Raw genomic sequence first — 15,335 nt, 5'->3', positions numbered from 1 at the left:
AAGCATTGAAAGAATTCCCTTCTGACCGGCCTTTCTTGCCGGTCTTTTTTTGCCTTTAATTAAATTAAGGTAATGATGTTGACATTAATCAATGCCCGTCATAATCTGGATTTGCGTTCCGGGTCAGCTTGTATCGCGGCGCTCGGTTCCTGATTTCAGGGCTCGGGTAATGACGTTGGCAGATTTGTTGCCAGTGCATGCGAGTCGACTTTCTACGGCCATATCCCCTGGGCGTAGTGCTCGGTTGAATAAAAACAACTATCACCCAGCAGAGAGTTAATCAGAAATGAGCGACCTCATACTCGAGACCAAGGGTCTCACCAAAATATTCAGTGGCTTCACCGCCGTGGACCATGTCGACCTCCAGGTGGAGAAGGGCCACATCCATGCGTTGATCGGCCCTAATGGTGCCGGCAAGACCACCTTCTTCAACTTGCTGACCAAGTTCCTGGTCCCGACCTCCGGCACCATTCTGTATGAGGGTCGCGAGATCACCTCGCTCAAGTCCAATCAGATCGCGCGTCAGGGTCTGGTGCGTTCCTTCCAGATCTCGGCTGTATTCGGCCATATGACTGTGCTGGAAAATGTGCGTGTTGCGTTGCAGCGGGTCGAAGGCAATTCCTTTCACTTCTGGGTGCCGGAAAATCGTCTGGACAAGCTGAACGATCGGGCCATGGCCTTACTGGAAGAAGTGGGGTTGAAAAGCTACGCCACGACGCTGGCCGTTGAGTTGCCCTATGGCCGTAAACGCGCCCTTGAGCTGGCCACGACCCTGGCGCTTGAGCCAACGGTGATGCTGCTCGATGAGCCGACTCAGGGCATGGGCGCCGAGGACGTGGATGCAGTGGTTGAGCTGATACGGCGTGCGGCGGTGGGCCGGACCATCCTCATGGTCGAGCATAACCTCAGCGTCGTGAGCCGCCTGTGTGACCGCCTGACCGTACTGGCTCGTGGCGCTGTGTTGGCCGAAGGCGATTACGACACCGTTTCGGCTAATCCGCTGGTTCGCGAAGCCTATATGGGCAAAGAAACCGAGGAGGAGCCCGCATGAGTCGTCCTGAAGCACAACTGCTGATCAACAATCTGCACGCCTTCTACGGCGAGTCGCACATCCTGCACGGTATCAATCTGGAGGTGAATCGCGGCGAACTGGTAACACTGCTCGGGCGCAACGGATCAGGCCGCAGCACGACACTGAAAGCCATTATGAATATGGTCGATCGGCGTACCGGCTCGATCATGATCGATGGACGCGAAACCCTGAATGTCGCAGCGCATCGGATTGCCCGTCTGGGCGTCGGATTTTGCCCAGAGGAGCGGGGCATCTTCGCCAGTCTGTCGGTAGAGGAAAATCTCTTGTTGCCGCCCACTGTGGCGAGCGGCGGTATGTCATTGGATGAGCTCTTCGAGATGTTCCCCAACCTGTATGAAAGGCGCAAGAGCCAGGGTACGCGCCTGTCCGGCGGTGAGCAGCAGATGCTGGCCATGGCTCGCATTCTACGAACCGGCGCCAAGCTGCTGTTGCTGGACGAGATTACCGAAGGTCTGGCGCCAGTGATTGTCGAGCGTCTAGGCGAGGTACTGCTGGAGCTCAAGCGCCGCGGCATGACCATCGTCCTGGTTGAACAGAACTTCCGCTTTGCTGCGCCCCTGGCTGATCGACATTACCTGATAGAGCACGGCCAGGTAATCGATAACTTCAGCGCAGCCGAGCTTGCAGGAAAACGAGATCAACTGAACGCCATGCTCGGCGTTTAAACCGCACCATCCATGTATAAAAACAATAGCTCCCCATGTTGGAGCAATGGAGAATCACATGTCAGCAACTCAATCCCTCCGGGCTTCCCGTCTGGCCAAAGCGATCGCCATCGGTCTGTTTGCTGGACTGGCTGCGACCTCTGCCCAGGCCAATGTCAGCGATAACGAAGTACGCATTGGTTATCTGGACGACCTGAGCGGTCCCTACAGCGATCTCGCCGGCCCGGGCGGCTATGAAGCGATTCGCATGGCGGTCGAGGACTTCGACAACAAGGTAGGCGACAAGAAGATCGTGTTGTTTCAGGCCGATCACAAGAACAACGCGGATCTGGGTGCCAACACGGCCCGGGAATGGATCGATCGGCGCGGGGTGGATTTGATTGCCGGTCTGAATGCGTCCCCCGTCGCGATCGCGGTAAGCCGGTTGGTTGAAGAGAAAAACCGTTTCGCCATCGTCTCCACTGCAGCGGCGGCCAGCCTGACCAACGAATACTGCACACCCAACCATATCCACTACGTATACGACACTTACTCAGTATCGAACGGTGCGGCCAAGGCGATTGTCGCCAATGGTGGCAAGACCTGGTACCTGTTGAGTGCCGACTACGCCTTCGGCCATGCCATGGAAGAGCAGGTGTCCAAGGCCGTCGCGGAGAATGGCGGGCAGGTTCTGGGTAAGGCACGGCATCCATTCCCCACCAGCGATTTCTCATCCTACGTACTCCAGGCTCAGGCCTCGGGCGCGCAGATCGTGGGTCTGGCCAGTGCCGGCTCCGACCTGGTTAATGCCATTTCTACCGCTCAGCAGTTCGGTCTGATGGACGCCGGTCAGACCATGGCCAGCCTTATGGTGTTCATCACTGATATCAAGTCGATCGGCCTGGAAACCGCACAGGGCACGCAGTTTGTGTCCGGCTGGTACTGGGACATGAACGATGACTCGCGTGCCTGGGCAAAGCGCTACCACGAACGCACCGGAAATATGCCGACCATGGTGCAGGCCGGTATGTACTCCAGTACCACGCAATACCTCAAGGCAGTGGAAGCCACCGGATCGGATGATCCCAAGGCGGTTCGTGAGCACATGATCAAGACCCCCATCAACGACATGTTTGCCAAGGACGGGCGTGTGCGCGAAGACGGCCGCATGGTGCACGACATGTATCTGATGCAGGTAAAAGCGCCTGGCGATTCGACGTCCGAATGGGATTTGTTCGAGACCAAAAGCGTGATTCCAGGCGACGAAGCCTTCCTGCCGCTCTCCGAGAGCAAATGCAAGCTCGTCAATAACTGAACTGCCGGGCCGGGCCTTGAGCCCGGCTTCCCGAGGGGAGACGACTGATAATGACAACAATACTCGGTGTGCCTTTGGTTGCGTTGTTTGGCCAGCTGCTGCTAGGCCTGATCAATGGCGCTTTTTACGCGCTGTTGAGTCTGGGCCTGGCGGTTATCTTTGGCCTGTTACGCATCATCAACTTTGCGCACGGCGCTCAGTACATGCTCGGTGCATTCGGCGCCCTGCTGTTTCTGCAATACCTGAACATCGACTACTGGGTGGCGCTGGCTCTGGTGCCACTGACGGTTGGTGCCATCGGTATCCTCATCGAGCGCTTTCTGCTACGCCGTATCGCCCACCTTGATCACCTCTACGGACTCTTGCTGACCTTCGGGCTGGCGATGATCATCGAGGGCAGCTTCGTCAACTTCTTCGGGGTGTCCGGCGCCAATTATCCAATTCCCGCTGCGCTGCAGGGTGGGTTCAAACTGGACTTCATGTTCCTGCCGACCTATCGCGCCTGGGTGCTGGTGGCGGGTCTGGGCATGTGTCTGTTCACCTGGTTCATGATCGAGAAGACGCGTCTCGGGGCCTATCTGCGCGCCGGCACGGAGAAGCCACAGTTGATGCAGGCATTCGGCGTCAACATGCCGCTGCTCACGACGCTTACTTATGGCTTCGGCGTAGCCCTGGCCGGTTTTGCCGGAGTGCTCGCGGCGCCTATCTATTCAGTCTCTCCGGGCATGGGCTCGAATCTGCTGATCGTGGTGTTCGCCGTCGTGGTCATTGGCGGGATGGGCTCGATCATGGGCGCCATTCTCACCGGTCTGGCGATGGGGGTGATCGAGGGGCTGACCAAGGTGTTCTGGCCGGAGTCGGCCAGTACGGTGATCTTTTTCGTGATGGTTCTGGTTCTGCTGGTCCGTCCCAACGGCTTGTTCGGCAAAGAGGCATAAACCATGAACGCAAAGACACTCGACCTCAACCTTACCGAACAGCGCCAGGTGCGTCAGCGTCGCCGGGTCGGCTATCTCTATCTGGCTCTGATCGCGATCGGGCTGGTTGCACCCTGGGTCGCCTATCCGGTGTTTCTGATGAAGCTGCTGTGCTTCGGCTTGTTTGCTTGCTCCTTCAACCTGCTGCTCGGCTATACCGGTCTGCTTTCTTTTGGTCATGCCGCCTTTCTGGCCATGGGCGGGTATTGCACGGGCTATCTGATGAGTGAGCATTCAGGAATCGGTCCAGAGCTGGCCATCTTGGCAGGAACACTGGCGGCGGCGGCAGTGGGTGCGGTGTTCGGCGCTATCGCCATCCGGCGGCAGGGCATCTATTTCGCGATGATTACCCTGGCGCTGTCGCAGATGCTGTACTTCCTGTTCCTCAAATCGCCCTTTACCGGCGGTGAGGACGGTTTGCATGGCATCAGTCGCGGCAAGCTGCTGGGCGTGATTGATCTGTCTGACAACCTCGCCATGTACTACTTCGTGCTGGCGATCACAGTGGCGGGCTTCGCACTGGTACTCAGAGTCGTGCATTCGCCTTTTGGGCAGATCCTCAAGGCGATACGTGAGAACGAGCCGCGCGCCACCTCACTTGGTTACGACGTGAATCGCTACAAGTGGTTGGCCTTTGTTATCTCCTCAGCCATCGCAGGTCTGGCCGGCTCGACCAAGGCCATTGTGTTCCAGCTTGCGACGCTGACGGACGCCCACTGGCATATGTCCGGTGAGGTCGTGCTTATGACCCTATTGGGCGGGGTCGGCACGCTGCTCGGTCCCTTCGCTGGTGCCGGGATCGTGGTGTCGCTGCAGCACGTCCTGTCGCAATCGCCGCTGGGTACATGGGGCGCGCCGATTCTCGGCTGCATCTTCGTGATCTGCGTGCTGTGTTTCCGTTCAGGAGTCGTGGGCTGGCTGAAGCTGTTGGTAACAAGGAACTTCCGCTAATGAATATTCAAACAAGATTCCCGGAGATCGAGATGAAGACTTCTGCTGTCTGGACGCCCACTGCTGACATGATCCAGAAAACCCGGCTGCACCAGTGGATGCAGGCAGAGGGCGAGACGGATTACGAACGCTTTCTCGAGCGCTCCACGAATGACCCCAAATGGTTTGCCCAGGCGCTGGAGCAACGTCTCGGCATCGTATGGGATAAGCCCTACGACACGGCGTTGAACGATGCCGGCGGTATCAAACACCCTGAGTGGTATGCCGGCGGACGACTGAATATTTTGCGTAGCACACTGGAGCGCTGGGCAGATGACCCTCAACAGGCTGGCTGCCAGGCGCTGATCTGGGAAGGCGAAGACGGCGAGGTTCGCGAGATCAGCTACGGCGAATTGGCCCAACAGGTTAACAACGTTGCCCAGGGTTTGAGTGAGCTGGGCGTGAAGACCGGCGACCGTGTAGCCGTATATATGCCGATGCTGGTGGAGACAGTCGTTGCACTGCTCGCGATCATCAAGCTGGGTGCAATCTTTACCCCGGCGTTCTCCGGTTACGGCGCCGAAGCGCTGGCGGCGCGGATCAATGCCAGCGGCGCCAAGGCGCTTATCACTGCTGATGGCTTCCTGCGCCGTGGCAAGGTTATTCGCATGAAGGAGGAAGCCGACCGGGCGGCGGATCTGTGTCCGGGACTGGAACAAATGGTGGTGGTACGCCGACTGGGTCGTGAGGTGCAGTGGAACCCGCGGGATGTCGATTTCGCCAGCGTGCAGGCATGCGACGGTAGCCAGTGTCAGACCGCGGTGGTCGATAGCCAGTCGCCGATGATGATCATCTACACCTCCGGCACCACCGGCAAACCCAAGGGCGCGGTCCATACGCACGCCGGTTTCCCGCTCAAGGCAGCGCTGGATGTCGGCCTGTGCATGGATGTCGGACAGAACGACCGGCTGTTCTGGATCTCGGATATGGGTTGGCTGACCGGCCCGGTGGTGGTGTTCGGCGGTCTGATCAATGGCGCCTGCGCCGTACTGTATGAAGGCTCGCCGGATTACCCGCAGGCAGACCGCGTTTGGCAGATCGGAGCGCGCCATCAGGCCACGCATATCGGCGTGTCGCCAACACTGGTTCGCTCACTGATGCAGCACGGCGATGCGGTTGCACAAAATCATGATTTAAGCGCACTGAAAGCCTTCGCTTCGACCGGCGAGCCCTGGAACCCCGAGCCCTGGATGTGGTTGTTCGATGTGGTAGGCCAGGGTCGCTATCCGATCATCAACTATGCCGGCGGCACAGAAATCGGCGGCGGTATCCTCAGCAACGTGTTGCTCAAACCTATCTCCCCGATCACATTCAACAGTCGCATGCCGGGCATGGCCGCGGAAATCCGCGACACCGAAGGGAACCCGGTGGAGCAGGTGCTCGGCGAGCTGGCTCTGGCTAAGCCCTGGATCGGCATGACACGCAGCTTCTGGCAGGAACCCGAGCGTTACGAGAACTCCTATTTCGACCGCTTCCCTGATACCTGGGTACACGGCGACTGGGCCATTCGGGATGAGGAGGGTTTCTGGACCATCACCGGCCGTTCCGACGACACCCTCAATGTAGCCGGCAAGCGCATCGGCCCGGCGGAGATGGAGTCCATTCTGGTCAGCCATCCGCAGGTGCTGGAGGCAGGTGCTATTGGCGTGCCGGATGAAATCAAAGGCGAGGCGCCGGTGTGTTTTGTGGTGCTGCACCCGGGCACGCAGCAATCTCCGGATCTGGAAGCTGAGCTCTTCGAGCTGCTCGGCAGCCGGCTTGGCAAGGCCATGCGCCCCAAACGTCTGCATTACGTCAGTGAATTACCGAAAACCAAAAACGGCAAGGTTATGCGCCGGGTCATTCGTTCGGCTTACCTGGGGCTTGAGGCCGGCGATCTGTCGTCGATGGATAATCCCAGCGCACTGTCTGATATCCGCGCCTGCAAAAAATCGGCGGCCTGAGGAATTCGACCATGACCAAGACTAATCGCACGGTAGTGGTGACAGGCGCGGCGCAGGGTATCGGTCTCGCCATCGCGCGGGCGTTTGCCGCGCAGGGCGCCTATGTCGCGCTCTGTGATATCAATCTCGAAGCGGCGCAGCGGGCCGCCAGCGAGCTGCCTAACGCTGGAGCCTTTGCCGTCGACGTGACCAGCGAGGAGCAGATTACGGCCTTTTATCAGCAACTACTGTCGGAGCGTCCGGCCGTGGACGTGCTGGTCAACAATGCCGGTCTGCAGCACATCTCGCCGGTGCAGGATTTCCCGCTGGAGAAGTGGGATTTGCTGCTGGGTGTGATGCTTACCGGCCCGTTTCTGATGTGCAAGCATGCGCTGCCCGGCATGCTGGCGCAGCAGAGCGGTCGCATCATCAATATCTCCTCGGTCCATGGCAAGTTGGCGTCGCCTTATAAAAGCGCCTATATCGCTGCCAAGCATGGCCTGATCGGCCTGACGCGAACCCTTACCCTGGAAACCGCCAATCAGGGTATTACCGTCAACGCCATCCTGCCCGGTGCAGTGCGTACCACTCTGGTCGAGCGGCAGCTGCCGCAGCTGGCTGCCCAGGATGGCATCACCGAAGATGAGGCGCTGCAAAGGCATATTCTCGCGCGGCAGCCGTTGAAGCGTCTGCTTGAGCCCAGCGAAATAGCGGACTGCGCCGTGTTTCTGGCCTCTAGCGCTGCAGCCGGGATCACCGGCGAATCGCTCAGCGTTTCCGGTGGCTGGTAGTCATGGCGGATCTGCAGCGGCTGAGGGACTACCGGTTTCCTGAGCTGAGCTGGTCCTTTTCCGTGGAGCGGGCCGAACAGTTGGCGCAGGCCCTTGGTGCATCTGCGTCCAGCGACGGTCTGCCTCCAACCCTGGCGTTCAGTGCTGAGTTGGATCATGGGCTGGTTGATCAGTTGTTTGCGCTGACAGGCCTGCAGGCCCATCAGCTGCTGCACGGTGAACAGCATTTTATGTATCGCCGACCGCTCCAGCCGGGAGTGCTTTACACCACCACATCGACCCTCAGCGAGGTAATCGAGAAACCGCGCTTTGATTTGCTGCATAAGCACACCGCTCTGTACGAGCCGGACGGTGCGCTGGTGTGCGAGATGCGCAGTATTTATGTCGCCATTGAACAGCCCGTTGCTCGGGGTGCCGCTGTGGTTGCCGATGACGCCGCCGAGTTGCCGCCGATAGTCACGACAGTGAGCCGCCAGCAGATTCAGGCGTTTGCCGATGCTTCGGGGGACCATAACGCCGTGCATCTGGATCCGGTGGTTGCGAGGCGAGCGGGGCATGTGGATGTATTTGCCCAGGGCATGTTGGGCATGGGCCTCATAGGCAGCCAGTTACCCGCTGGCGAGCTCAGAAAGTTCGGCGCGCGATTCGTGTCGCCGATCCCCCTCGGTGACAGGCTGCGGATTGAGCAGCGTGGCCGTCCCGGCGAATGGTGGCTGCTGGGCAGCCAGGGACAAGTCCGGATAAGGGCGCGTGCCGAGATAGGTTGAGAAGTCTCTGGAATACCACAAGAGTGAGGAGTCGTCAGTGCATATTGAAACAGCGATACGAACCCGCAAGTCAGTCCGCCGGTTTACCCAGCGGCCGGTCGCCAGGGAGACTGTTGAGCGCATTCTGGAGTTGGCTGCCTGCGCACCCAGCGGCAACAATATCCAGCCATGGCAGGTGCATGCGGTTGCCGGGGCGGAAAAGATGGCACTGAGCAATGACATCATGGCCGCCGCTCAGGATCCGGATGCAGGAATGGACCCGGAGTATGCTTATTACCCGGACCAATGGTTTGAGCCTTATCTGGGCCGGAGGCGTGCGTCGGGTTTCGGCTTGTACGAGAAGCTGGGGATTGATCGCCAGGACTTCGATGCACGAAAGCAGCAGGAGCTTCGCAACTATTCATTCTTCGACGCGCCAGTTGGCATCTTTGTCAGCCTGGACAGGCGATTGAACACGGGCAGCTACATGGATCTGGGTATGTTTGTGCAAAACCTAATGTTAGCTGCCCGCGGCGAGGGGCTGCATACCTGTCCGCAGGCTGCGTTTGCCTGGTATCACCCAATAGTAAGGCAGCATTTGCCGCTAGCTGATGAACATCTCCTCGTTTGTGGCATATCGCTCGGCTACGAGGATGAGACCGCCCCCGAGAACTCCCTGCGAACGCTTCGCGCACCGGTGGAATCCTTCAGTTCGTTTCATGGCTTTGAATCGCAGAGCCAGGCAACGAACGTTAGCACCAACCGGACAACTTCTGTGTCCAGCTAGTTTGCCTGAGGCGCGGGCGACTGCGCCGTTGACGAGTTTGTCTGGACCGCTCCGTGCAATGGCTGCGTGAGACCGGTCGGCCGACTGTTGCCGGTTCAAACGCTCAAGCTGCTCAGCGAGCAACAATAACTGCTAAATATATATGTAATGATCTTGATATTAAATAAGGCTGGATCTGACGTTTAGCTGTTTTGCGAGAGATAAAAAATATAGGTTATGGCTTTATTTTCAGCGCGTTAATCTGGATCGTTCTGTCATTCCTTGATGTGTTTCTACAATAATAAGAGGTAAACATCATGTCATTACTGTCGTGCTTTAAGCGCACCGCTTTTGTCGTTGTGCCCGTTACATCAGCGCTGCTTTCGACTGGCGCCCATGCTGAATTCATCGAAGACAGCACGCTGAAATTGCAACTCAGAAATTTTTATATGAACCGTGATTTCAGAGATAACCCGAGCGGCCAGAGCAAGGCTGAAGATTGGGGGCAGGGCTTCATGCTGCGCCTGAATTCAGGGTTTACCGAGGGTACCGTGGGGTTTGGTGTCGATGCGCTCGGCCTGGCCGGGTTCAAGCTTGATTCAGGGGATGGAAGCAGTGGTACTGGCGCCTTGCAGCGGAACTCAGCCGGTCAGCCGTCCGACAACTTCAGCGCGCTGGGCTTGACCGCCAAGGCGCGGGTTTCTAAATCGCTGGTTACGCTGGGTACCCATGAGCCGCTGTTGCCGATTGCCTACCGCAATGACACCCGCTTATTGCCGCAGACCTTTGAGGGTGCACAGCTGGCGTTCAACGAGATTGATGACCTGAGTCTGCTCGCGGGTCAATTCCGCAGCACCCGCCTGCGTGATTCCTCCAGCCGCGACGATATGGTGATGTTTGCCGACGGCTCAAGCGGTGGCGTGGCGAGCGACCGCTTCAACTATACCGGGGCAACCTGGCAAGCAAGCCCGACGCTCACCGGCACCTGGTTCTACGCCAAGATGGAGGACAATTACAGCCAGCACTACGCCAACATCCTGCATGATTGGAAGCTGACCGACTCCCTCACATTGCGCTCGGATATTCGTTACTTCGACAGCCGTGACCAGGGCAACACAAATGTCGATAACCAGAACCTGGCGGGTATGTTTACTCTGATTCACGGCGGACATGCGCTTGGTCTGGCCTGGCAGGAACAGGATGGTGACACCGGTATGCCTTTCATTTCCGGGGGCACTGATCCCTGGGCATTGAACACTCTGACCTACCATCACTTCCTACGGGCCGAGGAGGATTCCTGGCAGGTGCGCTACAGCTATGATTTTGCAGCCGCGGGCATTCCTGGTCTCAAGTTGATGGCGCGTTATGTGCGGGGCGACAACTTTGAAATCGGTGGGGTGGATGCGAAGGAATGGGAGCGCGACGTGGATATTGGCTACACCGTACAGAGCGGGAGCCTGAAGGGTGTCAGCCTGCTGTGGCGCAATGTGGCATATCGCGGCAGCCATACGACCGATATCGACGAAAACCGGGTGATTCTCGGGTATACCTTCAATATCTGGTAGGTAGAGGTTAGCGGGCTGGCCTATCGGCCAGCGTCGTGCCGAGGTCGACACTTATATGGACCCGTCCCGTGTTGCAAGCCACATGACATTCGAGAATGAGATTGCACGCTTATATCCGGCCTTGTAGATCGGGGTGTACTGCCCCTGGCCATTATGAGATGTGCATTCACTGTCCTTAATCTCCTACTCGGCTTCCAAGAGCCAGGCGTCGCCTAAGGTTTCAGTGAATCGATCTTATCTGTCGTGTCGTAATGGTCTGCGCAACCTCGGACGAGTAGTAACTCTGTTAACTATCTGCCGCTGTCAGTCTCTCAGGCTTCCAGGCCTCGCATTGGCTGGTAGGGCTGGCCTGTTTTCATGATTGCCCAGACGATACGAGCCAGCTTGTTCGCCAGGGCCACCACAATCTTGTTCACATGTTTGCCTTCCATGCTTTTGCTTTTAACCCAGCGGCCTAGTCGCGAATCATTGTCCGGCTGACTAAGCACCCGGTACGCCGCGCGAGCGCCATGTACCAACTGTTTGCGCACATGCTTGTTCCCTTGCTTGGAAATGCCCAGCATTTTTTCTACACCGCCCGTAGCATGCTGGCGGGGAGTCAGTCCCAAATAGGCGCTGAAATGTCTACTCGACTTGAAGTGCTCGGCGTCACCAGCATGGCTATAAAGCAGCGTCGAATTAATCGGCCCTATACCGGGCAAGCTCTGTATCGCCTCGCAGACTGCACTTTCCTTAGCAATCAGTTTCAACTCACGGTCGTAATCTGCAATCCGTCGCTCGCGCTCCAGCCATTGCTCGCGCAGATCATGGATCAAGTGCCGAGCGCGTACACTCAGTGTTTGTTCAGCATCCTCAAGTATCAACGGCACCGTCTCACGCAGACTCTTGTGCCCTTGGGCAATGGTGATACCCATTTCCAGTAGCAAGCCGCGCAGCTCGTTGCCGATCGCCGTCTTCTCCTTGACCAGACGTTCACGTACCCGGTGCAAGGCCTGGATATCCAGTTGTTCAACTGACTTTACTGCGACCGAAGGCATACTAGGTCGGGCAGCAGCTTCGGCAATCGCCTGAGCATCACGCTGGTCATTCTTGTGCACCTGCACGAAGGGCTTAACGTAGCGCGGGTGAATGATCTTCACCTCATGCCCCAGCGCCTTGATTTGCCGAGCCCAGTAATGCGCTCCACCGCAGGCTTCCATGGCGACCAGACAGGCTGGCTGAGTGGCTAGGAAAGGCAGCAATTGGTCACGCTTGAGCTGCTTGCCGAGTACCTTATGCCCCCGGCTATCGTTGCCGTGAAGCTGAAATACCTGTTTGGCTAGATCGATGCCAATAATGCTAATCTTGCTCATGGATGGACCCTCCTGCTGTGATGCCGACCCCGTGATTGTGGACAAACTCAATCATGGCACAAGGTGGGACGGGTCCATCTCATTTCCTACGGGAATGTGCGGTACGCTGTTCTCCGTGGTATTGGCGAAGCAGGATAATCGTGGCACTAATGTTCGCTTGGTGGGCGTCATACCCCCAGTCTTTTTCGCAACCGTGAGAAATTCCCCCGGTCCATTCCCAGCTCCCGCGCAGCCCGCGCCTGATTGTTATCGTAACGTTCCAATGCGTCTCTGATCAGCTCGGTCTGAAACTGGTCGGTTGCCTGGCGCAGCGTCATGCCTGGCTCTGCGATGGCGGTTGCGCCAGGCATTGCCTGCGGTGATTGAGAGCCTGCAGAGGTGCGTGGGGCGCTCAGGTCCAGCAAATCTGCAGTAATGCTCAACAAGCGCCGGGCGCCGTCCTGTCCAGCCTGGACCTTGAGAACAGCCCGGCTGATCAGATGCTCGAGTTCGCGTACGTTGCCTGGCCAGGTGTAGGCGAGTAGCGCATCCCGCGCCGACGGGTCTAGCCTGAGACCCCGCAGCCCGATGCGTCGCCTGTTCTGTTCCAGAAAGTGCCCGGCAAGCAGCAGTACGTCCTTGTGCCTGCCGCGCAAGCTCGGCACCTCGATCGGGTAGACGCTGAGCCGGTGGTACAGATCGGCGCGAAAACGTCCCTCAGCAACTTCTCTATGCAGATCCCGATTGGTGGCGGCGATGATCCGTACGTCCGCCTGCAAATGGCTGTCGCTACCGACTCGCTGGATCTCTCCGCTCTGCAGGGCGCGCAACAGTTTGGGTTGCACTGTAAGCGGCATCTCGCCGATCTCATCCAGGAACAGCGTGCCGCCATGCGCAAGCTCGAACTTGCCCACCCGACTCTGCACTGCACCCGAAAACGCGCCCTTGGTGTGCCCAAACAGTTCGCTCTCGACCAGGTTCTCCGGCAGTGCAGCGCAGTTTACGTAGATCAGTGGCGCGTTCGCGCGTGTAGAACGTGCATGCAGGCGCCGGGCGACCAGCTCCTTGCCGACGCCGGTTTCGCCGGTAATCAGCACGGCCAGGTCCGATTGGGCGACCATCTCGATTTCCTGCTCCAGCTGCTGCATCGCCTTGCTGCGGCCAATCAGCTCCTGCGGACCATGCTCGGAAACCAGTGCCTGGGTCATCAGTAGATGGTGCTCGGCGCGACTCTCCAGCTGACCGGTGAGCTCCGCAACATGGATCACGACTTCGGCCAGTCGCGCTAGGAAACGCAGCTCGTCGGGCTCTACCTGGTCAAAGGCGTCAGGGCTCAATGCATCCAGTGTGAGCACACCCCAGGGCGTATGGTTCAAGCACAGCGAGACACCCAGGCAATCGTGTACGTGAAGATCGCCCGTCACCTCGCTTAGCAATCCGTCATAGGGATCGGGTAGCGGCGAGTCCGAGAGAAATCTGACCGGTTCATGGCTGAGTAGGATCCTCGCCAGGCGCGGATGAGAGTCCACTACAAAATGCCGGCCAAGGGTGTCTGTGCTTAGGCCGTCGACCGCCAGAGGAATAAGCTCGGTGCCTCGCAACTGCAATAACGCTGCGGCGTTGCAGGGCAGCGTCTGCCGAATCGCTTGAAGCAATCGCTGAAACCGCTGCACGGGCGGGTGATCCTGGGCCAGCTCGACGATAATCCGGAGCAGGGGATCAGACACTGTTGTGGTCATAAAAACTCGACATGTTGTTTATTTAACATCAACCCTTAGTTGTCGTTTGGACAGCGTAACCCGCCAGGCGTGCAATTCCGCACCCCTATCGTGTGGCACGCTAACTGCAGCTTGCCTTTCTCTGATAAAGGGAGCCTTGAGCGGCTTGGCGCCTTGCGTGCGAGATCCCGCGTCATCTCGCCCCGCGCATGAGCCTTCAGGTTCCTACCTATATTCAAGCCAAGAGAGAAACCATGCTGTCACAACAAAGCAAAGATATTATCGTCGCAACCTTGCCCGCCGTGCAGGAGCACGCAACGACCATTACCTCGGTTTTCTACCCGCTCATGTTCGAGCGCTACCCGTCGGTAAAGGATTATTTCAATGAAGCGCACCAGCGTCAGGGCACTCAGGCCCAGGCTCTAGCCAACGCCGTGATTGCCTATGCAGCCAACCTCGATCGGCTGGAAGCGCTGGGCGACGCCGTATCGTTGATCGTGCAAAAGCATGTCTCGCTGAACATCCAGCCGGAACATTACCCGATTGTCGGTGAATGCCTGTTGGCGGCTATCAAGGAAGTACTGGGCGACGCCGCCACCGACGAGGTGCTGGGCGCATGGGGTGAAGCCTATGGCCAACTGGCGGACATTTTCATCGGTGCCGAAGAGCAGCGCTACCAGCAGAACGAAGAGAAAGCAGGTGGATGGCGTGGCGAGCGAAGCTTCAGAGTCGAGCGCAGGGAAAAGGAGAGCGACGTGATCACCTCCTTCTATCTGGTGCCTGCCGACGGCGGCGCGCTGATGGACTTTATCCCCGGTCAGTTCACCTGCGTGGTAGTGGACATCGACGGACGAAGCAGGCGCCGCAATTACTCCCTGTCAGACCGTCCCGGTGTCGGCCATTATCGGATCAGCGTCAAGCGCGAGGCCGACGGCCACGTATCGAAGTATTTGCATGAGCAGGTACAGGTCGGCGACGAGATCAGGCTGACTGCGCCGAGCGGCGACTTTGTACTCAATCAGCAAAAGCGACCATTGGTGTTGCTGACGGGTGGGGTGGGCATCACGCCGGCAATCAGCATGCTGCAGCCTGCGCTTGAAAGTGGTCGGGACGTGCATTTCCTGCATGGCGCGATGAACAGTCGCCACCACGCGTTTCGCGAGCATGTGAACGCGCTAGCTGAGCAGCACGACAACCTCAGCATTCGTTACGTCTACAGTGATCCGTTGCCCGAGGACGAGGCGCATGGCACTGGCTTCTTCGATCGCGACAAGCTTCGCGAAATGTTGCCAGGCGGCCCGGACGTTGACGTTTATTTCCTCGGTCCCAAGCCCTTTATGCAGAACTGTCGCAAGCTGCTGAACGAATTGGGCGTTCCTGAAGCGAACCAGCGTTACGAGTTCTTCGGTCCGCTGGAAGAGTTACCCGCCTGAAGGCCGGGGCTGAACGCAGGCCTCGGTTGATGTCTGGCCCGGTC

13 protein-coding genes are annotated in these 15,335 nt (G+C 58.2%); 11 read left to right on the top strand and 2 right to left on the bottom strand.

From position 1 onward, the window contains the following. The first annotated feature begins 286 nt into the window (after positions 1 to 286). The 10 genes from G3M63_RS17630 to G3M63_RS17585 all read left to right on the top strand — a co-directional run bounded on the left by G3M63_RS17630 (position 287) and on the right by G3M63_RS17585 (position 10,809). On the top strand, positions 287 to 1,051 hold the full coding sequence (locus tag G3M63_RS17630; protein ID WP_150299200.1) for an ABC transporter ATP-binding protein: 765 nt from the start codon (positions 287 to 289) through the stop codon (positions 1,049 to 1,051). Further along, a complete protein-coding gene (locus tag G3M63_RS17625; RefSeq protein WP_150299199.1) occupies positions 1,048 to 1,758 on the top strand; it encodes an ABC transporter ATP-binding protein in 711 nt (236 codons plus the stop codon). The genes G3M63_RS17630 and G3M63_RS17625 overlap by 4 nt, the downstream gene beginning before the upstream one ends. Positions 1,759 to 1,816: 58 nt before the next feature. Continuing rightward, positions 1,817 to 3,052 (top strand): ABC transporter substrate-binding protein, encoded by a 1,236-nt coding sequence (locus G3M63_RS17620; protein WP_150299198.1) that lies wholly within the window; start codon positions 1,817 to 1,819, stop codon positions 3,050 to 3,052. Positions 3,053 to 3,102: 50 nt separating this feature from the next. Next, complete coding sequence (locus G3M63_RS17615; protein WP_150299197.1) at positions 3,103 to 3,990, top strand: branched-chain amino acid ABC transporter permease; 888 nt, start codon at positions 3,103 to 3,105, stop codon at positions 3,988 to 3,990. Between the two features lie 3 nt (positions 3,991 to 3,993). Continuing rightward, positions 3,994 to 4,980: a branched-chain amino acid ABC transporter permease gene (locus G3M63_RS17610; RefSeq protein ID WP_163983967.1), complete on the top strand. Its 987-nt coding sequence runs from the start codon at positions 3,994 to 3,996 to the stop codon at positions 4,978 to 4,980. Next, on the top strand, positions 4,980 to 6,962 hold the full coding sequence (locus G3M63_RS17605) for an AMP-binding protein (protein WP_256669867.1): 1,983 nt from the start codon (positions 4,980 to 4,982) through the stop codon (positions 6,960 to 6,962). Before G3M63_RS17610 ends, G3M63_RS17605 begins: the two co-directional genes overlap by 1 nt. Before the next feature lie 11 nt (positions 6,963 to 6,973). Further along, positions 6,974 to 7,732: a 3-hydroxybutyrate dehydrogenase gene (locus tag G3M63_RS17600; protein ID WP_163983966.1), complete on the top strand. Its 759-nt coding sequence runs from the start codon at positions 6,974 to 6,976 to the stop codon at positions 7,730 to 7,732. A gap of 2 nt (positions 7,733 to 7,734) precedes the next feature. Then, positions 7,735 to 8,499, top strand: coding sequence for a MaoC family dehydratase N-terminal domain-containing protein (locus G3M63_RS17595; protein WP_163983965.1), 765 nt, complete (start codon positions 7,735 to 7,737; stop codon positions 8,497 to 8,499). A 37-nt stretch (positions 8,500 to 8,536) separates the two neighbouring features. Then, the gene (locus G3M63_RS17590; protein ID WP_163983964.1) at positions 8,537 to 9,265 is read left to right on the top strand and encodes a nitroreductase; all 729 of its coding nucleotides are present in this window, start codon (positions 8,537 to 8,539) and stop codon (positions 9,263 to 9,265) included. Between the two features lie 296 nt (positions 9,266 to 9,561). Beyond that, positions 9,562 to 10,809 carry an OprD family porin gene (locus G3M63_RS17585; RefSeq protein ID WP_163983963.1) on the top strand — a complete coding sequence of 416 codons (1,248 nt, stop codon included), beginning with the start codon at positions 9,562 to 9,564 and terminating at the stop codon, positions 10,807 to 10,809. A 311-nt stretch (positions 10,810 to 11,120) separates the two neighbouring features. On the opposite strand, the gene G3M63_RS17580 is transcribed toward G3M63_RS17585, so the two are convergent. Then, positions 11,121 to 12,161 (bottom strand): IS110 family transposase, encoded by a 1,041-nt coding sequence (locus G3M63_RS17580; RefSeq protein ID WP_163983907.1) that lies wholly within the window; start codon positions 12,159 to 12,161, stop codon positions 11,121 to 11,123. A gap of 167 nt (positions 12,162 to 12,328) precedes the next feature. Next, a complete protein-coding gene (norR, locus tag G3M63_RS17575) occupies positions 12,329 to 13,879 on the bottom strand; it encodes a nitric oxide reductase transcriptional regulator NorR (protein ID WP_163983962.1) in 1,551 nt (516 codons plus the stop codon). A gap of 233 nt (positions 13,880 to 14,112) precedes the next feature. On the opposite strand from norR, the gene hmpA reads away from it, so the two are divergent. Beyond that, the gene (hmpA, locus tag G3M63_RS17570) at positions 14,113 to 15,291 is read left to right on the top strand and encodes an NO-inducible flavohemoprotein (RefSeq protein WP_163983961.1); all 1,179 of its coding nucleotides are present in this window, start codon (positions 14,113 to 14,115) and stop codon (positions 15,289 to 15,291) included. Positions 15,292 to 15,335: the final 44 nt, after the last annotated feature.

The organism is Pseudomonas sp. OIL-1 (genome assembly GCF_010669185.1).
Classification (GTDB): Bacteria; Pseudomonadota; Gammaproteobacteria; order Pseudomonadales; family Pseudomonadaceae; genus Halopseudomonas; species Halopseudomonas profundi.
The sequence above is the reverse complement of the archived record's forward strand: the minus strand, read 5'-3'. Positions and strand labels throughout refer to the sequence as shown.

What these genes read in the sequence shown, in the direction of transcription:
- G3M63_RS17620 (WP_150299198.1), top strand. Translation starts at nt 1,817, where the DNA reads ATGTCAGCAACTCAATCCCTCCGGGCTTCCCGTCTGGCCAAAGCGATC.
- G3M63_RS17585 (WP_163983963.1), top strand. Translation starts at nt 9,562, where the DNA reads ATGTCATTACTGTCGTGCTTTAAGCGCACCGCTTTTGTCGTTGTGCCC.
- G3M63_RS17580 (WP_163983907.1), bottom strand. Translation starts at nt 12,161, where the DNA reads ATGAGCAAGATTAGCATTATTGGCATCGATCTAGCCAAACAGGTATTT.
- hmpA (WP_163983961.1), top strand. Translation starts at nt 14,113, where the DNA reads ATGCTGTCACAACAAAGCAAAGATATTATCGTCGCAACCTTGCCCGCC.
- G3M63_RS17610 (WP_163983967.1), top strand. Translation starts at nt 3,994, where the DNA reads ATGAACGCAAAGACACTCGACCTCAACCTTACCGAACAGCGCCAGGTG.
- G3M63_RS17615 (WP_150299197.1), top strand. Translation starts at nt 3,103, where the DNA reads ATGACAACAATACTCGGTGTGCCTTTGGTTGCGTTGTTTGGCCAGCTG.
- G3M63_RS17625 (WP_150299199.1), top strand. Translation starts at nt 1,048, where the DNA reads ATGAGTCGTCCTGAAGCACAACTGCTGATCAACAATCTGCACGCCTTC.
- norR (WP_163983962.1), bottom strand. Translation starts at nt 13,879, where the DNA reads ATGACCACAACAGTGTCTGATCCCCTGCTCCGGATTATCGTCGAGCTG.
- G3M63_RS17600 (WP_163983966.1), top strand. Translation starts at nt 6,974, where the DNA reads ATGACCAAGACTAATCGCACGGTAGTGGTGACAGGCGCGGCGCAGGGT.
- G3M63_RS17605 (WP_256669867.1), top strand. Translation starts at nt 4,980, where the DNA reads ATGAATATTCAAACAAGATTCCCGGAGATCGAGATGAAGACTTCTGCT.
- G3M63_RS17630 (WP_150299200.1), top strand. Translation starts at nt 287, where the DNA reads ATGAGCGACCTCATACTCGAGACCAAGGGTCTCACCAAAATATTCAGT.
- G3M63_RS17595 (WP_163983965.1), top strand. Translation starts at nt 7,735, where the DNA reads ATGGCGGATCTGCAGCGGCTGAGGGACTACCGGTTTCCTGAGCTGAGC.